17 protein-coding genes are annotated in these 19,389 nt (G+C 69.0%); 8 read left to right on the plus strand and 9 right to left on the minus strand.

Going from position 1 to position 19,389, the window contains the following annotated elements; genetic code table 11:
• Positions 1-156: 156 nt before the first annotated feature.
• From G3I78_RS25995 to G3I78_RS26025, 7 genes are all read right to left on the minus strand, one after another.
• Complete coding sequence (locus G3I78_RS25995) at positions 157-1,260, minus strand: aldose epimerase family protein (protein ID WP_164428679.1); 1,104 nt, start codon at positions 1,258-1,260, stop codon at positions 157-159.
• The gene (mmsB, locus tag G3I78_RS26000; protein WP_164428681.1) at positions 1,257-2,498 is read right to left on the minus strand and encodes a multiple monosaccharide ABC transporter permease; all 1,242 of its coding nucleotides are present in this window, start codon (positions 2,496-2,498) and stop codon (positions 1,257-1,259) included. Before mmsB ends, G3I78_RS25995 begins: the two co-directional genes overlap by 4 nt.
• Entirely contained in the window at positions 2,495-4,045 is a 1,551-nt protein-coding gene (mmsA, locus tag G3I78_RS26005) for a multiple monosaccharide ABC transporter ATP-binding protein (RefSeq protein WP_164428683.1), read from the minus strand. Before mmsA ends, mmsB begins: the two co-directional genes overlap by 4 nt.
• Before the next feature lie 47 nt (positions 4,046-4,092).
• Positions 4,093-5,199 (minus strand): multiple monosaccharide ABC transporter substrate-binding protein, encoded by a 1,107-nt coding sequence (chvE, locus tag G3I78_RS26010; RefSeq protein ID WP_164428685.1) that lies wholly within the window; start codon positions 5,197-5,199, stop codon positions 4,093-4,095.
• A gap of 90 nt (positions 5,200-5,289) precedes the next feature.
• Positions 5,290-6,261 (minus strand): hypothetical protein, encoded by a 972-nt coding sequence (locus G3I78_RS26015; protein ID WP_164428687.1) that lies wholly within the window; start codon positions 6,259-6,261, stop codon positions 5,290-5,292.
• Positions 6,262-6,369: 108 nt separating this feature from the next.
• Positions 6,370-7,374 carry an alcohol dehydrogenase catalytic domain-containing protein gene (locus tag G3I78_RS26020; protein ID WP_164428689.1) on the minus strand — a complete coding sequence of 335 codons (1,005 nt, stop codon included), beginning with the start codon at positions 7,372-7,374 and terminating at the stop codon, positions 6,370-6,372.
• On the minus strand, positions 7,371-8,528 hold the full coding sequence (locus tag G3I78_RS26025; protein ID WP_164428691.1) for a mandelate racemase/muconate lactonizing enzyme family protein: 1,158 nt from the start codon (positions 8,526-8,528) through the stop codon (positions 7,371-7,373). Before G3I78_RS26025 ends, G3I78_RS26020 begins: the two co-directional genes overlap by 4 nt.
• A gap of 408 nt (positions 8,529-8,936) precedes the next feature.
• Here G3I78_RS26025 and G3I78_RS26030 point away from each other — a divergent pair, with 408 nt between their 5' ends.
• The 6 genes from G3I78_RS26030 (at position 8,937) to G3I78_RS26055 (ending at position 15,962) form a co-directional block, all read left to right on the plus strand.
• On the plus strand, positions 8,937-9,953 hold the full coding sequence (locus G3I78_RS26030) for a LacI family DNA-binding transcriptional regulator (protein WP_164428987.1): 1,017 nt from the start codon (positions 8,937-8,939) through the stop codon (positions 9,951-9,953).
• Between the two features lie 145 nt (positions 9,954-10,098).
• Entirely contained in the window at positions 10,099-11,100 is a 1,002-nt protein-coding gene (locus tag G3I78_RS26035; RefSeq protein ID WP_164428693.1) for an ABC transporter substrate-binding protein, read from the plus strand.
• Between the two features lie 86 nt (positions 11,101-11,186).
• Positions 11,187-12,725 (plus strand): sugar ABC transporter ATP-binding protein, encoded by a 1,539-nt coding sequence (locus G3I78_RS26040; RefSeq protein ID WP_164428695.1) that lies wholly within the window; start codon positions 11,187-11,189, stop codon positions 12,723-12,725.
• A complete protein-coding gene (locus tag G3I78_RS26045; protein WP_031056051.1) occupies positions 12,722-13,819 on the plus strand; it encodes an ABC transporter permease in 1,098 nt (365 codons plus the stop codon). The genes G3I78_RS26040 and G3I78_RS26045 overlap by 4 nt, the downstream gene beginning before the upstream one ends.
• Positions 13,819-14,844 carry a galactofuranose ABC transporter, permease protein YjfF gene (gene yjfF, locus G3I78_RS26050; RefSeq protein ID WP_164428697.1) on the plus strand — a complete coding sequence of 342 codons (1,026 nt, stop codon included), beginning with the start codon at positions 13,819-13,821 and terminating at the stop codon, positions 14,842-14,844. The genes G3I78_RS26045 and yjfF overlap by 1 nt, the downstream gene beginning before the upstream one ends.
• Before the next feature lie 185 nt (positions 14,845-15,029).
• A complete protein-coding gene (locus G3I78_RS26055) occupies positions 15,030-15,962 on the plus strand; it encodes a hypothetical protein (RefSeq protein WP_164428699.1) in 933 nt (310 codons plus the stop codon).
• A 132-nt stretch (positions 15,963-16,094) separates the two neighbouring features.
• Here the strand turns inward: G3I78_RS26055 and G3I78_RS26060 are convergent, their stop codons facing one another.
• Positions 16,095-16,529, minus strand: a complete 435-nt coding sequence (locus tag G3I78_RS26060) for a MarR family transcriptional regulator (protein WP_164428701.1) — start codon at positions 16,527-16,529, stop codon at positions 16,095-16,097.
• A gap of 91 nt (positions 16,530-16,620) precedes the next feature.
• On the opposite strand from G3I78_RS26060, the gene G3I78_RS26065 reads away from it, so the two are divergent.
• Together G3I78_RS26065 and G3I78_RS26070 are read left to right on the plus strand one after the other, a co-directional pair.
• Complete coding sequence (locus G3I78_RS26065; protein ID WP_164428703.1) at positions 16,621-17,619, plus strand: NADP-dependent oxidoreductase; 999 nt, start codon at positions 16,621-16,623, stop codon at positions 17,617-17,619.
• A gap of 96 nt (positions 17,620-17,715) precedes the next feature.
• Positions 17,716-18,138 carry an organic hydroperoxide resistance protein gene (locus G3I78_RS26070; RefSeq protein WP_164428705.1) on the plus strand — a complete coding sequence of 141 codons (423 nt, stop codon included), beginning with the start codon at positions 17,716-17,718 and terminating at the stop codon, positions 18,136-18,138.
• Positions 18,139-18,227: 89 nt separating this feature from the next.
• On the opposite strand, the gene G3I78_RS26075 is transcribed toward G3I78_RS26070, so the two are convergent.
• A complete protein-coding gene (locus G3I78_RS26075; protein WP_164428707.1) occupies positions 18,228-19,379 on the minus strand; it encodes a serine hydrolase domain-containing protein in 1,152 nt (383 codons plus the stop codon).
• Positions 19,380-19,389 lie beyond the last annotated feature (10 nt).

The raw sequence follows: 19,389 nt of genomic DNA on the forward strand, positions 1-19,389 counted from the left end.
GGCCCGGCGGGGACGACCGGGCCCGTCGTCATTGGGTGGCCCGCGCGGGGGAGCACGGGCCGCCCTTACATACGGATGCCTGCGTGGCGCTGTTCAACGGGTGTGAAAGAAGTGTGAGTTCGGGAACCCCACGCCCGATCCCGACGTCTCAGCAGGTCAGGCGCCGAACGAGTGGACCGTCGTCGTCCTGTACGTCTGTCCCGGGCGCAGCACCGTCGAGGGGAACGACGGGTGGTTCGGCGAGTCCGGGAAGTGCTGTGTCTCCAGGCACAGGGCGTCGCCCTGGCGGTAGGTGCGACCGCTGGTGCCGGTGAGGGTGCCGTCGAGGAAGTTGCCCGAGTAGAACTGGAGGCCGGGCTCGGTGGAGGCGATCTTCAGGGTGCGGCCCGAGCGCGGGTCGCGCAAGGTCGCCACGTGCTCCGGTTCGGCCGTGATCCCCTTGTCGAGGATCCAGTTGTGATCGAAGCCCTGGGCGGCGAGGAGCTGGGGGTGTCCGGTGCGGAGGTCCCGGCCGATCGGCTTCGCCTCGCGGAAGTCGAACGGCGTGCCGCTCACGGAAGCGAGTTCACCGGTCGGGATGAGGCCCGCGTCGGTGGGGGTGTAGCGGGACGCGGCGATCTCCAGCTCGTGGTCCTCGACGGTGCCGGTGCCCGCGCCGCCGAGGTTCCAGTACACATGGCTGGTGAGATTGACGACGGTGGCCCTGTCGGTGGTGGCCTCGTAGTCGATGCGCCAGTCGCCCCGGTCGGTGAGGGTGTACGTCACCTTCACCCGGAGCGTGCCCGGGTACCCCATCTCGCCGTCGACGGACGTGCGGGAGAGGTGCAGGCCGACGTCGGAGCCCTCGGTGAACGGCTCGACGTCCCACACCCGCTTGTCGAAGCCCTGGGTACCGCCGTGCAGGCTGTTGACGCCGTCGTTGACGGAGAGCTGGTGGCTCTCGCCGTCCAGCGTGAACCGCCCCTGGGCGACGCGGTTTCCGTAGCGGCCGATCAGCGCGCCGAAGTACGGGGACCGGGTGGCGTAGTCCTCGATGGTGTCGAGGCCCGCGGAGACGTCGGCGTGGTGCCCGTGCCGGTCGGGGAGTTCCAGGGACTGCACGACACCGCCCCAGGACAGGACCTTGAGCCGGGTGCCGCCGTTGGCCAGCGACCAGATGTGCACCTTCGTGCCGTCGGTGAGGGTCCCGAAGAGCCTGCTCGACGGTGTGGGGGTGCGGGCCCCGCCGGTCGTTCCGGCGGGGCCCGACAGGTGCGTCATGAACCGGACTTGCGCTTGTTCCACACGTCGAAACCGACCGCGGCCAGCAGGGCGAGACCCTTGATGACCTGCTGCCAGTCGGTGCCGACGCTCAGGAGGTTCATGCCGTTGTTCAGCACGCCGAGGACCAGACCACCGATGATCGCGCCGAGGACGGTACCCACGCCGCCGCTCATGGACGCGCCGCCGATGAACGACGAGGCGATGGCTTCGAGTTCGAAGTTCAGGCCCGCCTTCGGGGAGGCCGCGTTCAGCCGGGCGGCGACCACCAGACCCGCCAGGGCCGCGAGCACGCCCATGTTCAGGAAGACGAGGAAGGTGACCTTCTTGTCCTTGACGCCGGACAGCTTCGCGGCCGGCAGGTTGCCGCCGATCGCGTAGATGTGCCGGCCGAAGACCGCGTTGCGCATGACGTAGCCGTAGCCGACCACCAGCGCGCCGAGGATGATCAGGATGATCGGGGCGCCCCGGTAGCTGGCGAGCAGCATCGTGACGGTGAGGACCGCGGCGGAGATGGCGACGAGCTTGATCAGGAACAGGTTCCTGGGCGCCACCTCCAGGGAGAACTCCTGCTGACGCTTGTGGTCCCGGATCTCCTGGAGGAGCACGAAGGCCAGCACGACGAAGCCCAGCAGCAGGGTGAGGTTGTGGTAGTTGGTGTCGGGGCCGACCTCCGGGAGGAAGCCGTTGCCCATCTTCTGGAGGCCGTCGGGGAAGGGGCCGAGGGTCTGGCCCTTCAGGAAGATCTCCGTCAGACCGCGGAAGATCAGCATGCCCGCGAGGGTCACGATGAAGGACGGTATGCCGAAGTAGGCGATCAGGAAGCCCTGTGCCGAGCCGGCCACCGCGCCCACGGCCAGGCACAGGAGCAGTGCGACGGGCCATGGCACATGGTGCTGCACCGTCAGGACGGCCGCGAAGCCGCCCACGAACGCGGTCAGCGAACCGACCGACAGGTCGATGTGGCCCGCGATGATCACCAGCATCATGCCGATCGCGAGGATCAGGATGTAGCTGTTCTGGAGCACCAGGTTGGAGACGTTGCGCGGCAGCAGCAGGTCGCCGTCGGTCCACACCGCGAACAGCACGACGATCAGACCGAGCGCGATCAGCATGCCGTACTGGCGCATGTTGCGGCGCAGGCCGTTCAGCATCAGCTGGAGCAGGCCGTCGGAGGCCGAGTCCCCGCTCTTGCCGGGCGGCGCCGAGGCCGGGATCTTGGTCACATCGGTGCTCATCGCGTTACCTCTTTGTCCTTCGTCATCTGGCGCATCAGCACTTCCTGCGTGGCCTCCGCCCGCGGGACCTCACCCGTCAGCCGCCCGGCGGACATGGTGTAGATGCGGTCGCACATGCCGAGCAGCTCCGGCAGCTCGGAGGAGATGAAGACGACCGCCTTGCCCTCGGCGGCCAGCTGGTCGATGACCGTGTAGATCTCGTACTTGGCGCCCACGTCGATACCGCGCGTCGGCTCGTCCAGGATCAGCACGTCGGGACCCGCGAAGATCCATTTGCTGAGGACGACCTTCTGCTGGTTGCCGCCGGACAGCCGGCCCACCGTCTCGAAGACGGTCGGCGCCTTGATGTTCATGGACTTGCGGAAGCGCTCGGCGACCTTGCGCTCCTCGTGCTCGTCGACCACACCGCGCTTCGCGACCTTGCCCAGGGCGGTCAGCGAGATGTTGCGGTTGATGTTGTCGATGAGGTTGAGGCCGTAGTGCTTGCGGTCCTCGGTGACGTACGCGATGCCGTGCTCGACCGCCTCGGCGACGGTCTTCGTACGGATCTCCTCGCCGTCCTTGAAGACCTGGCCGCCCGCGTGCCGGCCGTAGGTGCGCCCGAACACGCTCATCGCCAGCTCGGTGCGTCCCGCGCCCATGAGTCCCGCGATGCCGACGATCTCACCGCGGCGCACGTGGACCGACACGTCGTCGACCACCTTGCGGGTCTGGTCGATCGGGTGGTGGACCGTCCAGTTGCGGATCTCAAGGGCCGGGGCCGCGTCCGACTCGCCCTCGTAGGGGGTGCGGTCGGGGAAGCGGTGGTCGAGGTCGCGCCCGACCATGCCCGTGATGATCCGGTCCTCGGTGGTCTCCGGGGCCTTCACGTCCAGGGTCTCGATCGACTTCCCGTCGCGGATGATCGTTACCGAGTCGGCGACCCGGCGGATCTCGTTGAGCTTGTGGGAGATGATGATCGAGGTGATGCCCTGCTTCTTCAACTCCAGGATGAGATCCAGGAGTTTGCCGCTGTCCTCGTCGTTCAGAGCCGCGGTCGGCTCGTCGAGGATGAGCAGCTTCACCTTCTTGGACAGCGCCTTGGCGATCTCCACCAGCTGCTGCTTGCCCACGCCGATGTCGGCGATCCGGGTCTCCGGGTGGTCGCTCAGACCCACCCGGCGCAGCAGCTCGGTGGCGTGCTTCAGCGTCTCGTTCCAGTTGATGAACCCGCCCGAGGCGTGTTCGTTGCCGAGGAAGATGTTCTCCGCGATCGACAGGAACGGCACCAGGGCCAGTTCCTGATGGATGATCACGATGCCGTGCTGCTCGCTCGCCCGGATGTCCTTGAACGAGACGACGTCTCCCTCGAAGAGGATGTCGCCCTCGTACGTGCCGTGCGGATGGACGCCGGAGAGCACCTTCATCAAGGTGGACTTACCGGCGCCGTTCTCACCGCAGATGGCATGGACCTCGCCCTGACGGACGGTCAGAGTGACGTCCGACAGCGCTTTGACGCCGGGAAAGGTCTTGACGATCGAGCGCATTTCCAGGACGGGTCCCGCCATGGTCGTGCCTTTCAATCAGGGGGATGGACCGACAGGGGAGGGACCGGCTAGTTGAGCTCGCTCGCCTTGTAGTAGCCCGTGTCGACCAGTTCCTTGGTGTAGTTGCTCTTGTCGACGCTCACCGGCTGGAGCAGGTAGGCCGGGACGACCTTGGAGCCGTTGTCGTACGTCTTGGTGTCGTTGACCTCGGGCTTCTTGCCGTTGAGGACGTCGTCCACCATCGTCGAGGCGACCTCGGCGAGCTTGCGGGTGTCCTTGTAGACGGTCTGCGTCTGCTGGCCCGCGATGATCGACTTCACCGAGGCGAGCTCGGCGTCCTGGCCGGTGATGACCGGGAGCGCCTTGCTGCCGGAGCCGTAGCCGTCCGACTTGAGCGCGGCGAGGATGCCGATGGAGATGCCGTCGTACGGCGAGAGGACCGCGTCGACCTTGGCGCTGCCGTAGGTCGAGGTGAGGATGTCCTCCATGCGCTTCTGGGCGGTCGCCCCGTCCCAGCGCAGGGTGGTGACCTGGGTGAGCTTGGTCTGGCCGGACTTGACGACGAGCTTCTTGCTGTCGATGTACGGCTGGAGCACGCTCATCGCGCCGTTGAAGAAGTACTTGGTGTTGTTGTCGTCGTTGGAGCCGGCGAACAGCTCGATGTTGAAGGGGCCCTTGCCGCTCTTCAGGCCGAGCTTGTCGACGATGTAACTGGCCTGGAGCTCACCGACCTTGGTGTTGTCGAACGACGCGTAGTAGTCGACGTTCGGCGTGCCGAGGATCAGCCGGTCGTAGGCGATGACCGGGATCTTGGCGTCCTTGGCCTGCTGGAGCACGTTGTTCAGCGACTTGTTGTCGATGGCCGCGACGATCAGGCCCTTGACGCCCTGGGTGATCAGGTTCTCGATCTGCGAGACCTGCTGGTCCGGGTCGTCCTCGCCGTAGACCAGCTTGGTCTTGTAGCCCTTGGATTCGAGGTTCTTGACGACGTTGTTGCCGTCGGCGATCCAGCGCTCGGAGGACTTGGTCGGCATCGCGATGCCGATCGTGCCCCCCTTCGAGCTGCCGGTCGACTCCTTGCTGCCGCCCTCGCTGTCCTGGCCGCAGGCGGAGAGGGTGAGGGCGAGGGAGGCGGCGCCGGCTATGGCGGTGAGTGCGGCTCGACGAGTGCGCATGATCATCATCCTTGATGTCGTGACCGAGAACAGGTGTGTGGGATTGTGTGCGGCTGCGTCTGCTTCTGTGAAGAGGCGTTGCCTGGAACGTTATGAGGGTGTTCCGAACCGTTGCAGTGCGCCCGGCAGCCGGGAGCCGAGCGGCGCCATGTCGCCGTCCGCTCCGTGCCGCGCGAGCAGGTCCAGAGCGAGCCGCCCCCGCCGCACCCGTTCCCTGGCCGTGTTCAGGGTCAGGTCGCGCATGTGGTGGCCGTAGGGGTAGATCCCGGGAGCCTTGGACAGGCCGAACTTCAGGTAGAGCGGTGCGCCGCGCCGGATCAGCTCGGCGACCTCGTACATCCGCACATAACCGCCGAGGTCGTCGGGGGCCTCGATGTACATGTCCATCGGGGCGGCCGACACCCGCCGGATCTCGGTGAGGTGATCGAGCGTCAGATCGCTGGGCACGTTGATGGAGTCGGCGCCCAGGTTCTCGTAGACCGCGAACGAGACCGGGTTGACCGGACCGACGAGCGCGCTCAACTTCAGTGTGGTGTCGGCCGGGATGATGCCCGCGGCGCGCGCCCGGTGCAGCGTCCACAGCACGCCCTCGTCGGCGACGAGCAGGCACTGGACGCCCAACTCCGTTGCCCGGACGGCGTCTTCGACACATCCGGCGACCGCGTCGTGGCCGCGGGCCCGCAGGCCGCCGCCGCGCGAGTCGGTCCGGACCGAGCCGCCGATGTCCCAGGTGCCGCGCGGGCCGGTGAACAGGCAGAGCTCGATGTCGCGTTCGCCGGTCGCCTCGACCATCTCGGTGATCTCGGCGTCGGTCAGCATCCACACACCGCTGCCCTGGCTGATCCGGTGGATCGGCACATCGAGCCGCGAGGCTTCCTTCAGGACGACGGCCAGCGCTTCGGGACCCTCGCACGAGGGGATCTCGGTGCGCCACTTGCCGCCGCCGGGGAAGGTGTGCGGCGAGGCGTCGGCAGGGTCGAGGGCGGGCGCGCCCAGGCCGAGCGCGGTGAGGGCCTGCTCACCGGGTCGGCGGGCCTCCGTGGCGGAAGCGTCGGTCGTCACAAGGTGTCCTTCGGGTTCGATATTTCGGACAAGGTTCGCGGCCTGATGTGTGCGGGGCTTGGGGTACGCCGGTACGGAGTGGTCAGGACACCCCGTACCGGCGTACGTCTAGGGGCGGAGCAGTACCTTGCCCACCTTCGGATCACCGGACCCGACCAGCTCGATCGCCTCCGGGAACCGGTCGAGCGCCAGCTCGTGCGTGACCAGCGGCAGCGGGTCGAGCAACCCGGCGCCGAAGACCCGCACGGTGTGCGCCCAGGCGTCCGGGGGTGCCCCGAACACGGTGTGCACCTCCAGCTGCCGTACGACGAGGTCCGTCGGGTCCAGGCCCTCGGCGCCCGGCGCCGGGATGCCCGTCAGGACCAGACGGCCGCCGCGCCGGAGCAGGGAGGCCGCGGTGCGCGCGGCGGACGCGGACCCGGCGGTCTCGATCACGACGTCGAAGTCGTCGGGGAGCTCCTGGTCCCGGGTACGGAAGTCCGTGGCGCCGAAGGCCTTCGAGAGCTCCGCCCGGTCGGGCCGGGTGCCCACCACGAGCAGTTCGGACGGCGAGCCCGCCTTCAGGAACTGGACGGCGAACATCCCGAGCGTCCCGGTGCCCACGACGGCCACCCGCTCGCCGGGAACGGCGTTCGCCTTGAGCGCGGCGGCCGCGATGCAGGCGGCCGGCTCCAGCAGGGCCGCGGCGGTCAGGTCCGCGTCGTCCGGCAGGACATGGAGCAGGCGCGCGGGCAGCGTGAGCGTGCCGGCCATCGCGCCCGGCTGGGTGAACCCCGTCTCCTCGTACCCGGAGGTGCACAGCGTCGTCTCGCCCGCGTGGCAGCGGTCGCACACCTGGCAGTTGCGGAAGCCCTCACCGACGACCTTGCGGCCGACGAGGGTGGTCGGCACACCGGTGCCGACCGCCTCCACCGTCCCGGACCACTCGTGGCCCGGCGTGAGCGGGTAACGGACGTACCCCTCGGGCCGGTTGCCCTGGTAGACCTCGCGGTCGCTGCCGCAGATGCCGACGGCGTGCACGCGCACCAGCGCCTCGCCCGCCTCCGGCTGCCGAGGGTCGTGCGGGTCCAGGCGATGCTCGCCCGGCGCCTCGATGACGACTCGTGTGCTCACTGGGAGCCCTTCGGCTTGCGCTGCTCCCAGCCCTCGGCCCACAGGTCGAACCGGGCCTGCTGCTGCGGGAACTCCGCCGCCGCGTCCACGTCCAGCTCGACGCCGAGGCCGGGCGCGTCGGAGAGGTGGAAGTAGCCGTCCACGACCTCGGGCGCCCCCTTGACCACCTTCTTGATCTCCGCGTCCGCGAAGTCGTTGAAGTGCTCCAGGATCTTGAAGTTCGGGGAGGTGAAACCGACCTGGAGCGAGGCGGCGGTCAGCACCGGGCCGCCCACGTTGTGCGGGGCGACGAGCACGTAGTGCGTCTCGGCGGTCGCGGCCAGCTTGCGGGTCTCCCAGATGCCGCCGATGTGGCCGACGTCGGGCTGGATGATGTCCACGGCCTGGCTCTCGAAGAGCTCGCGGAACTCGATCCGGTCGTGGATGCGCTCACCGGTGGCGACCGGGATGTCGACCTTGGCGGCGACTTTCTCCAGCGCCTTCAGGTTCTCCGGCGGGCAGGGCTCCTCCAGCCACGCGGGCTTGAAGGGCGCGAGGTCCTTGGCGAGCCGCACGGCGGTGGCGGGGGAGAAGCGGCCGTGCATCTCCAGCATCAGCTCGGCGTCCGGGCCGATGGCGTCGCGGACGGCCTCGATCAGGGAGACGGCGTACAGGCTCTGCTCGTGGTCCAGCTCGAAGTGGCCGGTGCCGAAGGGGTCGATCTTCAGCGCCTTGTACCCGCGCTCCATGACCCCCTGAGCGGCCTTGTGGTACGCCTCGGGGGTGCGCTCGGTGGTGTACCAGCCGTTGGCGTACGCCTTGACCTTGTCGGTGACCTTGCCGCCGAGCAGCTGCCAGACGGGGACGCCGAGGGCCTTGCCCTTGATGTCCCAGCAGGCCATCTCGATGACGGCGATGCCGGACATGACGATCTCTCCGGCCCGGCCGTAGTCGCCGTACTTCATCCTCTTGACGAGGTCCTCGACAGCGAACGGGTCGGAACCGAGAATGTGGTTGGTCTCGGCCTCCCGCAGATAGCCGAGCAGGGCGTCGGTGTGGCCCAGCATGCGGGTCTCGCCGACGCCGGTGAGCCCCTCGTCGGTGTGCACCTGGACGTAGGTCAGGTTCCGCCACGGCGTCCCGACCACGTGCGTGCTGATTCCCGTGATGCGCACGGTACTCCCTAGTCCTCTTTGGATTGTTCGAGATTTCGTCACTTGTTCGAAATGCTGTCGCGACAGTAAGGAGGACCGGGCGGGGGTGTCAATGGTCCGGACGTAGAACCCTGTGGGTGTCTTGGACGGCCGCCGTCCGTTCCCACATCGCGGGGCGACACCCCTGTCACCCTTTGTCTGCCGCGTTATCCAACCGTGACGGCCCCCTTCGCGCAGCCCTCTTGACCGCCGTTGATTGTTAGCGCTCACAATGACGTCCGCATTCGCCGGTCGTCACCGGGCGACAACCTGAGGGGGTCGATGGCGAAGCAACAGCGGTCCAGACCAAGGGACTTGTCCGCAGCCGAACGTCAAGGGGGTGCAGCCGTGGGCCACTTGCAGACCGATGTACCGCAACGGCCGCCCACCATGGCCGATGTGGCCCGGCTGGCCGGGGTGTCCCACCAGACCGTGTCCCGGGTGCTGGGGGACCACCCCAACGTGCGGGACGAGACCCGGATCCGGGTGCAGCGCGCGATCGAGGAGATGGGCTACCGCCGCAACTCCTCCGCCCGTGCCCTGGCCACCCGGCGCACCCGCACCCTCGGGGTCGTCGCCTCCGACACCACGCTCTACGGGCCCGCCAGCACGCTGTTCGCGCTGGAGGAGGCGGCGCGCGCCGAAGGGTACGTGGTCTCGACGGTCGGTCTGCGCAGACTGACGGTGGAGACGGTGGCCGAGGCGCTGGACCACCTCAGCGAGGGCGGGGTGGAGGGGGTGATCGCCCTCGCCCCGCAGCGCTCCGCGGTCGAGGCCCTCATCGAACTCCGCCGGCCCTTTCCGGTGGTGGCCGTGGGGACCGGCTCCGGTGTGGAGATCCCCAGCGTCAACGTGGACCAGTGCGCCGGCGCCCGGCTGGCCACCGGCCATCTGCTCGCCTCCGGCCACCGCACGGTCTGGCATCTCGCCGGGCCGGAGGACTGGCAGGAGGCCGTGGACCGGGCCGACGGCTGGCGGGCGACCCTCGAAGAGGCGGGTGTCGCACCGCCGGTGCCGCTGGGGGGTGACTGGAGCCCGCTGTCCGGCTACCGTGCGGGCCAGGAACTGGCCGGCTGGGTGGGCCGCGGTCTCACCGCCGTCTTCGTCGCCAACGACCAGATGGCGCTGGGGGTGTTGCGGGCGCTGCGGGAGGCGGGGGTGCGCACCCCCGAGGACGTCGCGGTGGTCGGCTTCGACGACATCCCGGAGTCGGAGTTCTTCGCTCCGCCGCTCACCACCGTCCGGCAGGACTTCGCGACGGTGGGCAAGCGGAGCATCGGCCTCCTCCTCGACCTCATCGAGGGCCGCACGCCCGACGAGTCCTCCCGGATCGCCATCGAGCCCCAACTCGTCGTCCGCGCCAGTACTTTCCCGTACCTCCCGCAACCGGGCACCGCTCCCGGCTGACCCGGCACCACCGGCACCGACTGATCGACTTCCCCTCCCGTATGTCCGATATCTCGAACGATGATCGACAGGCTGGACGCAGTGCGGCCGGTCCCATCGAGCACCAGTGGTCCGGCCCCGGACCGGCTCTTCAAAGGAGAAGAACATGCTCAGCAGAAGGAACTTCCTCACCGCGGCGGTCGGCGTGGCGGCGGCGACGGGCCTGGCGGCCTGCGCCAAGGAGGACGACAGCTCCTCCACCGGCTCCGGCGGCAGCAAGGCGCTCGTCCTCGGCTTCTCCCAGGTCGGCTCCGAGAGCGGCTGGCGCAGCGCCAACACCGACTCGGTGAAGGCCGCCGCCAAGGACGCGGGCTACACCCTCAAGTTCTCCGACGCGCAGCAGAAGCAGGAGAACCAGATCTCCGCGATCCGCAGCTACATCACCCAGGGCGTGGACGTCATCGCCTTCTCGCCGGTGGTCGTCACCGGCTGGGACGCGGTGCTCAAGGAGGCCAAGGCCAAGAAGATCCCGGTGGTCCTCACCGACCGCTCCGTCGAGACCTCCGACGAGTCCCTGTACGTCACCCTGGTCGGCTCCGACTTCACGGACGAGGGCCGCCGCGCCGGCAAGATCCTGGAGAAGGTCATCGCGAAGGCCGGCCTCAAGGGCGACGTGAAGATCGCCCAGCTGGAGGGCACCACCGGCGCCGCCCCCGCGATCGAGCGCGCCAAGGGCTTCAAGGAGGTCATGGAGGCCGACCACGCGGACGACTGGAAGATCGTCGTCAGCCAGACCGGTGACTTCACCCGCGCCGGCGGCAAGCAGGTCATGGCCGCCTTCCTCCAGTCCAACCCGGACATCAACGTCCTCTTCGCGCACAACGACGACATGGCCATCGGCGCCATCCAGTCCATCGAGGCGGCCGGCAAGAAGCCCGGCAAGGACATCCTGATCGTCTCGATCGACGGCGTGAAGGACGGCTTCGTGGCCATGTCCGAGGGCAAGATCAACGCCATCGTCGAGTGCAACCCGCTGCTCGGCCCCCAGCTGATGGAGGTCGTCCAGAAGGTCAAGGACGGTCAGTCGGTCGAGCGCTGGATCAAGACCAAGGAGGGCGACTTCATGCAGGACCAGGCCGCCGCCGCCCTCCCCACCCGCAAGTACTGACCGACCGCGTTCATCCCGGGGAGTCCCCACGCACGGGGGCTCCCCGCGGGCCTGAACCAGATCCAAGATCCAAGAGGAGCGCTGCCATGGCAGAGCCGCGGCCCGTCCTGGAGATGACGGGCATAGTCAAGGAGTTTCCGGGGGTACGGGCTCTGTCGGGTGTCGACTTCCGGCTCTTCCCCGGCGAGATACACGCCCTGATGGGCGAGAACGGCGCCGGCAAATCCACCCTGATCAAGGTGCTGACCGGCGTCTACTCGCTGGACGGCGGAACCGTCACCCTCGACGGGAAGTCCGTCCGCATCGCCAGCCCCCTCCAGGCGCAGCAGGCCGGCATCAGCACCGTCTACCAGGAGGTGAACCTCTGCCCCAACCTCTCGGTGGCGGAGAACATCTTCATCGGCCGTGAGCCGACCCGCTTCGGCCGCATCCAGTGGAAGCAGATGCGCAAGGAGGCCGCGGAACTCGTCGACCGCCTCGGCCTCGACATCGACGTCACCGCGCCGCTGTCCTCGTACCCGCTGGCCGTGCAGCAACTGGTCGCGATCGTACGGTCGGTGGGCACCGGCGACAGCGACGGCGCCGGAGCCGGCACCAAGGTGCTGGTCCTCGACGAGCCGACCTCCAGCCTCGACCGCGACGAGGTCCTCGAACTCTTCCGCCTGATGCGGCAGTTGAGGGACGAGGGCGTGGCGATCCTCTTCGTCTCGCACTTCCTCGACCAGATCTACGAGATCTGCGACCGCATGACCGTCCTGCGCAACGGCACCCTCGTCGGCGAGCACATGGTCAGCGACCTGGACCAGGTCGGCCTGATCCAGCTGATGATCGGCAAGGCCATGGACCAGCTGGAGGGGCTCCACGAGCACCAGCTGCACGCCGAGGTCGGCGAGCCGCTGGTCCGGGCGGACGGTCTCGGCAGGAAGGGCGGCATCGACCCCTTCGACCTGGAGGTCAACAAGGGCGAGGTCGTCGGCCTCGCCGGTCTCCTCGGCTCCGGCCGAACCGAACTCGCCCGGCTGCTCTTCGGCGCCGACCAGCCCGACAGCGGCAAGGTCACCATCGACGGCAAGCAGGTCTCGATGAGCGCCCCGAACGACGCCATCGGCGCGGGCGTCGCCTTCTGCTCGGAGAACCGCAAGACCGAGGGCCTGGTCCCCGACCTCACGGTGCGGGAGAACATCATCCTCGCCCTCCAGGCGGCCCGCGGCTGGACCCGCCCCATCCCGGCCGCCCAGCGCGACGAACTCGTCGCCAAGTACATCAAGGCCCTCGACATCCGCCCCGCCAACCCGGAGGCCCGAGTAGGGCAGTTGAGCGGCGGCAACCAGCAGAAGGTGCTCCTGGCCCGCTGGTTGATCACCCAGCCGAAGCTGCTGATCCTCGACGAGCCGACACGCGGCATCGACGTCGGCGCCAAGGCGGAGATCCAGAAGCTCGTCGTCTCGCTCTCCGAGGACGGCATGTCCGTGCTGTACATCGCGGCCGAGCTGGAGGAAGTCCTCCGGCTCAGCCACACCATCGGCGTGCTGCGCGACCGCAAGCTGGTCGCCCGGATCGCCAACGGGCCGGAGATCACGCCCACCCGGATCCTGGAGACCATCGCGAGCGGAGAGCACCAGTGACCACCACGCCCCGTTGGCGAGCGCTGACGCAGCACCACCTGTTCTGGCCGGTGGCCGTGCTGGTCCTCCTGCTGCTGATCAACGTCCCCTTCACCCCCGACTTCTTCGCGATCAAGATGACGGACGGCCACCTCTACGGCAGCCTCGTCTCCATCGTGCTGTTCGGCTCGCCGCTGATCCTGGTGGCGGTCGGCATGACCCTGGTCATCGCGACCGGCGGCATCGACCTCTCCGTCGGCGCGGTCGTCGCCATCACCGGCGCCCTGACCTGCTCGTACATCAGCGACCAGTCGGACCAGGGCGCCCTCGCCGGAGTCTTCCTGGCGATGGGCATCGGCCTGGTGGCGGCGGTGGTCTGCGGTCTGTGGAACGGCTTCCTGGTCGCCCGGATGGGCATCCAGCCCATCATCGCCACGCTGATCATCATGGTCGCGGGCCGCGGTGTGGCCCAGCTGATCACCGACGGCCAGATCATCACCATCAACAGCGAGCCGTACAAGCTGATCGGCGGCGGCTACTGGCTGACCCTGCCCTTCTCCATCTTCGTGGTCGCCGCGGTCGTCGCCGTCACGGTCGCCCTCACCCGCAGGACCGCCCTCGGCCTCCTCGTCGAGGCGGTCGGCGGCAACGCCGAGGCCAGCCGTCTGGTCGGCATCCGCTCCCGCCGTATCAAGATCATGGTGTACGTCTTCTGCGCCCTGTGCGCGGGCATCGCGGGCCTGATGATCAGCTCCAACACCTCGGCGGCGGACGGCAACAACGCCGGCCTGTGGATCGAGCTGGACGCGATCCTGGCCGTCGTCATCGGCGGTACGTCCCTGCTCGGCGGCCGGTTCTCGATCGGCGGCACGGTGGTCGGGGCCCTCGTCATCCAGACCCTGACCACCACGATCTACACCATCGGCGTACCGACCCAGACCAACCTGGTCTTCAAGGCCGCCGTCGTCATCGTCGTCTGCCTGCTCCAGTCCCCGAAGTTCCGCGCGAAGGTCTTCGGCGCCAGGTTCGGCGCCAAGGGCGGCGGCAAGCCGTCCGCCACCCCGACGGACACCACCCCTTCGACCGCGACGGCCCCCAAGATGGAGGTGTCGTGATGAGCACGGCCACCCAGACCCCCACGGCCACCGACAGCGGTCGTACGCCGTCCAGGGCCACGCGGCTGCTCGGCGACCGGCGCCTGCCCGTCCTGGTGACCGCCACGCTCTTCCTCGTGATGTACGGCGCGGGCCTGAGCCGCTACACGAACTACGGCTTCGGCGAACCCCAGGTCTTCCTCAACCTGTTCATCGACAACGGCTATCTCCTGGTCGCCGCCGTCGGCGCCACCTTCGTGATCCTCTCCGGCGGCATCGACCTGTCGGTGGGCTCGGTGATCGGCTTCACGACCATGCTCACCGCATGGCTGGTGGAGAAGCAGGGCCTGCCCATCCTGGTCGTCGTCCCCATCGCCCTGGGCGTGGGAGCCTTCGGCGGCTTCCTGATGGGCTATGTGATCCACAACTTCGAGATCCAGCCCTTCATCGTGACCCTCGCGGGACTCTTCCTCTTCCGGGGCCTGTGCCTGGTCATCAGCAAGGAGTCGATCTCCATCGGCGACTCCACGGTGAGCAGCCTGGCGCAGGCGCAGGCGTCGCTGGGGGTGGGCTTCCTGTCGGTCGGCGCCATCGTCTCGCTCGTCGTCCTCGCAGTCGCCTTCTACGTCCTGCACTACACACGCTTCGGACGGCGGGTGTACGCCATCGGCGGCAACGAGCAGTCGGCCCTGCTGATGGGCCTGCCGCAGGGCGGCACCAAGATCGCCGTGTACACGGTGAGCGGCTTCTGCTCGGCCCTGGCCGGGCTGCTCTTCACCCTGTACATCCAGTCCGGCGACCCGCTGCACGCCACCGGCATGGAACTCGACGCGATCGCCGCGGTCGTGATCGGCGGCACGCTGCTGACGGGCGGCTCCGGCTATGTCCTCGGCACCCTCTTCGGCGTCCTCGTCCTGGGCCTGATCAAGAGCATCATCCAGTTCGAGGGCACGCTCAGCTCCTGGTGGACGAAGATCGCCACCGGTGTGCTGCTGTGCGCGTTCATCCTGATCCAGCGCGCCATGACGGCCCGCAAGAAGACCTGACCCGGACCGGAGCGGTCGCTCGCGGAGTACCCGCGCGAGCGACCGCTCCGGTGCGTCGGGAGGGAGATGGTGCGGAATGGTGCGCCTTGACCTCAACTGCGCTGACGCGAACCGCCAGTTCCGCACCGAACCTTCACGGGAATCCCTAGGTGCGCTCCCTGAGCGGAACTTATTCTTCCCGCGTCATGGACTACTGCCACCCGTGCCGACGGCACCTCAACGGCGCCCTCGCCTGCCCGGGGTGCGGCACCTTCGCCGAGCAACTGAGCACGTACGCGGCCCAGCCCTACGTGCCCGCGCAGGCTCACTACCAGCCACAGCAGGTACTGCCGACGCCGGTACCGGTCGGCACGGGCGGATACGCCGACGGGGCTGTCCCGTACAACGGCCACGAGGTCGTCCCGTACACGGGCGTGCCCGAACAGCGCGGACCGGCGGAGATCCAGGTCACGGGGAGCGGCGCCGAGATCCGGGGTCACGACGACGTCCGGGGTTACGACGACTCCGCGGGCCCCGGCGACGGGGGAGGCGGCGACGACGGCCGGGGCGGTGGCCACGGCAGCGGCGGCGGCGGTGGCGGTGGCGAGGGCCGCGACGATCACGACGACTTCGACGATGACGACCCGGACGACTCCGACGACCCCACGGCGGGCGCGAGCCGACGTGACCGCAAGGCCGCGGCCCACCGCCGCCGCCGTCGCAGAACCCTCCTGGTGGCCGCCGGATTCGTCCTCGCGGCGGGCGGCCTCAGCCTCGCGGAACTCGGCATGGACGCACCGGGCAGCTCCACCAAGCCGGCCGCGGCGGGCGACGACACGACCGAGGACGACGCGAGTTCGACTCCGAGCAAGTCCGCGGAACCGGTCTCCGACCCGAGCGGAATCGTTCCGTCGACCTCCCCCGACGGGGAGCCTTCGGAGTCCCCGTCCCCGTCGGCCTCGAAGAGCGAGGACGCGGACAAGGTGAACGCCACCAGGTCCCCCCAGTCGGCCCCGACATCAGCCGCGTCGACCCCGACCGGCACGAACACCCCCACGACCGCACCGACTTCGGCATCCCCGACCCCGGAGCCTTCGCCGTCGGAGACGTGTACGCAGTTCCTGTGGTGGTGCAGCTAGGGCGCCATGACGGGTGAAGGCCGCTGCGCAGCAGCGCCTTCAGGGGCGCGGGGCTGTGTCGATTTGCGGCTCCGCCGCGGGGCGCGACCAGCCACGACGCGGCCGCAGACGAAAACGGAGTTCAGCGAACGCTCACGCCTCCAGCATCCGCCGCAAAAGATCCCGCAACGACTCCTGCTCGCCCCGCGACAACCCGGCCAGCGGCTCACGGGCGAACCGCAGCCCCTCCCGCAGCCCGCGCGCAACGGCCCGCCCGGACTCCGTCGCCGCCGCCACCTTCACCCTCCGGTCCGCCGGATCCGGCCGCCGCTCCACGAGCCCCCGCGCCTCCAGCCGGTCCACGATCCCCGTGACGTTCGACGGCTCGCACCTCAGCTTCCGGGCCAGCTTGCGCATGGGCAGCGGCTCCAGGGACAGCAGACTCAGCAGCCGCGCCTGCGCCCCGGTCAGGGCGTGCTCCGCGGCCGCGTCCTCGTAGTCCGAGTAGAAGCGGGCCACCACATCGCCGATGAGTTCCACGACTTCCATGGTCAGCGCGTCCGGCCGGGTCTTGTGAGGAGTGGACATGGGCTCCAGGGTACCCCGTTACTTGACAACCTGAAATATTCAGAGGCATGGTTGTTTCAGGTACTGAAGTAAATGGAAAGGTCCAGGCATCATGATCAACCGCGAATGGCACCTCCTCTCCCGCCCGGTCGGCGTGCCCAAGCCCGAGGACTTCGCCCTGGTCGAAGCCGAGGCCCCGACCCCCGGTGAGGGCCAGGTGCTGGTCCGCAACAAGTACCTCTCGGTCGACCCGTACATGCGCGGCCGTATGAGCGCCGCGAAGTCGTACGTCGCCCCCTTCGAGCTCGGCAAGGTCATGCAGGGCGGCGCGGTCGGCGAGGTCGTGGAGTCCAACGTCGAGGGCATCGCGCCCGGCGACCACGTCCTGCACTTCCTCGGCTGGCGCGAGTACGCGGTCGTACGCGGCGAGAACGCCGTCAAGGTGGACGCCGACGCGGCGCCCCTGTCGACGTACCTCGGCGTCCTCGGCATGACCGGCCTCACCGCCTACGCCGGCCTGCTGCGCACCGCGTCCTTCAAGGAGGGCGACTCGGTCTTCGTCTCCGGCGCCGCGGGTGCAGTCGGCGGCCAGGTCGGCCAGATCGCCAAGCTCAAGGGCGCCTCCCGGGTCATCGGCTCGGCCGGCTCGGACGAGAAGGTCAAGCTGCTCGTCGAGGAGTACGGCTTCGACGCGGCCTTCAACTACAAGAACGGCAAGGTCAGCGAGCAGCTGCGCGAGGCGGCCCCGGACGGTGTCGACGTCTACTTCGACAACGTCGGCGGCGACCACCTGGAGGCCGCGATCGGCCAGCTCAACCAGGGTGGCCGGATCGCGGTCTGCGGCATGATCTCCGTCTACAACAACACCGAGGCCGCGCCCGGTCCGCGCAACCTCGCCCGGCTGATCCAGACCCGTGGCCGCATCGAGGGCTTCCTGGTCGGCGACCACTACGACCTCCAGCCCGAGTTCGTCGCCGAGGTCGGCCCGTGGGTGGCCTCCGGACAGCTCAAGTACCGCGAGACGGTCGTCGAGGGCATCGAGAACAACGTGGAGGCGTTCCTCGGGGTCCTGCGCGGCGACAACACCGGAAAGATGATCGTCAAGCTGTAGCCCTGTGCGAGATTTCCGACATGCGGTAACTTCTTTCCGAATTCCGTCGTCGATCGTGGGCGCGAGTCGCGGCGGACCGAGAAGGAAGACAACCGCATGCCGGAAATCCAGCAGTCCGACGTCCTCTACACCGCCGTCGCCACCGCCGAGAACGGCCGCGACGGCCGGGTCGCCACCGATGACGGCCGACTCGACGTGGTCGTGAACCCGCCCAAGGAGATGGGCGGCAACGGCAACGGCACCAACCCCGAGCAGCTCTTCGCCGCCGGTTACAGCGCCTGCTTCCAGGGCGCCCTCGGCGTCGTCGCCCGCCAGGAGAACGCCGACATCTCCGGCTCCACGGTCACCGCGAAGGTCGGCATCGGCCGCAACGACGACGGCTTCGGCCTGATCGTCGAGATCTCCGCGACCCTCCCGAACACCGACGCGGCCACCGCCAGGGCCCTCCTTGAGAAGGCCCACCAGGTCTGCCCGTACTCGAAGGCGACCCGCGGGAACATCTCCGTGACCCTCGTCTGACGGAGCCCGCCGGTCGCACCGGACGGAGGCGGCACCCCTGGACGTGGGGTACCGCCTCCGTCTCCGTCATTCGGCCGGAGCCGTTTCCGTCATACGGCCAGAGCCGCCTGGTGCACGGCCCGCACGAACCGCTCGTTCTCCGGCGCGGCCCCGCCCGGGAACGCCATCCGGCGGCGGGTGTAGCCGTAGGCCAGGCCGCTGCGCGGATCGGCGAAGGCCTGGGAGCCGCCCGCGCCGCTGTGGCCGAAGGCCCCGGCGCCGAGGAACGGGTACCACATGTCGGCCGTGGCCTGGAAGCCCAGGCCGTACGACTTGTGGGCGCGGGCCACCAGGTCGTGGCCGATGGAGTGGATCTGGCCCACCTCCGCGATGGTGTCCGGCTTCAACAGGGGCGGCCGCTCGGCGACTTCGCTGATCGCCGCCGCGTACATCCCGGCGAGCCCCCGAGCCGCCGCGACCCCGCCCGCCGACGCCGGGCCCTTCGCCCGTACGGCACGGGAGTTGGCGTAACCGACGAGGTCCCCCGGATTCGGCACCTGCTGGTTGAAGGCGATCGAGGCCAGGGTGTGCGGCCCGGTCGGCACCGCGTCCAGCAGGGCCTGCTGCTTGGCCGTCGGAGCCATCGGCTGCACCGGGCGGTAACGCGGTTCGAGGGACTCGGGCAGGCCCAGGTGGAAGTCGAGGCCGTACGGTGCCCGGATCCGCTCCTCGTACACCTCCTGGAGGGTGCGGCCCGTCGCGCGCCGCACGATCTCCCCGGTCAACGCCCCGATCACCAGGGCGTGGTAGCCGAACGCCGTGCCCGGACGCCAGAACGGCCGCTGGTCCGCGAGCCGTTCGGCCATCGCCCGGTCGTCCGTCAGCTCCTGCGCGGTGAAACCGGAGTCGAGCCCGACCACCCCGGCCCGGTGCGCCAGCAGATCACGCAGGGTCAGCTGCCCCTTGCCCTCGGCCCCGAACTCCGGCCAGTAGTAGGTGACTTTGCGGTCCAGCTCCAGCGTGCCCTCCTGCACGAGGAGCGCGACCACCAGATGGGCGGCACCCTTGGTCGACGAGAACACGCCGTGGAGGGAGTCCGGTCCGGCGCCCTCGCCGGCCCACAGGTCGACGACCTGCCTGCCGTTCACGAACGCGCTCAACTGCCCCTCGTAGTCGGGCCGTTCGCCTGCCACGAACGCGGCGAACTCCTCGCGCGCCGCTTCGAAGCCGTCCGCGACGGTGCCGTGGATCTCCTGCGTCATCCGCTCTCCT

The sequence above is a fragment of the Streptomyces sp. SID13726 genome (assembly GCF_010548375.1).
Lineage (GTDB): Bacteria > Actinomycetota > Actinomycetes > Streptomycetales > Streptomycetaceae > Streptomyces.

Excerpts from the sequence above, each read along its gene's own strand:
- G3I78_RS26065 (WP_164428703.1), top strand. The coding sequence starts at position 16,621 with ATGATCAACCGCGAATGGCACCTCCTCTCCCGCCCGGTCGGCGTGCCC.
- mmsA (WP_164428683.1), bottom strand. The coding sequence starts at position 4,045 with ATGGCGGGACCCGTCCTGGAAATGCGCTCGATCGTCAAGACCTTTCCC.
- G3I78_RS26035 (WP_164428693.1), top strand. The coding sequence starts at position 10,099 with ATGCTCAGCAGAAGGAACTTCCTCACCGCGGCGGTCGGCGTGGCGGCG.
- G3I78_RS26030 (WP_164428987.1), top strand. The coding sequence starts at position 8,937 with ATGGCCGATGTGGCCCGGCTGGCCGGGGTGTCCCACCAGACCGTGTCC.
- chvE (WP_164428685.1), bottom strand. The coding sequence starts at position 5,199 with ATGCGCACTCGTCGAGCCGCACTCACCGCCATAGCCGGCGCCGCCTCC.
- G3I78_RS26075 (WP_164428707.1), bottom strand. The coding sequence starts at position 19,379 with ATGACGCAGGAGATCCACGGCACCGTCGCGGACGGCTTCGAAGCGGCG.
- G3I78_RS26070 (WP_164428705.1), top strand. The coding sequence starts at position 17,716 with ATGCCGGAAATCCAGCAGTCCGACGTCCTCTACACCGCCGTCGCCACC.
- G3I78_RS26060 (WP_164428701.1), bottom strand. The coding sequence starts at position 16,529 with ATGTCCACTCCTCACAAGACCCGGCCGGACGCGCTGACCATGGAAGTC.
- G3I78_RS26040 (WP_164428695.1), top strand. The coding sequence starts at position 11,187 with ATGGCAGAGCCGCGGCCCGTCCTGGAGATGACGGGCATAGTCAAGGAG.
- G3I78_RS25995 (WP_164428679.1), bottom strand. The coding sequence starts at position 1,260 with ATGACGCACCTGTCGGGCCCCGCCGGAACGACCGGCGGGGCCCGCACC.
- yjfF (WP_164428697.1), top strand. The coding sequence starts at position 13,819 with ATGAGCACGGCCACCCAGACCCCCACGGCCACCGACAGCGGTCGTACG.
- G3I78_RS26055 (WP_164428699.1), top strand. The coding sequence starts at position 15,030 with ATGGACTACTGCCACCCGTGCCGACGGCACCTCAACGGCGCCCTCGCC.
- mmsB (WP_164428681.1), bottom strand. The coding sequence starts at position 2,498 with ATGAGCACCGATGTGACCAAGATCCCGGCCTCGGCGCCGCCCGGCAAG.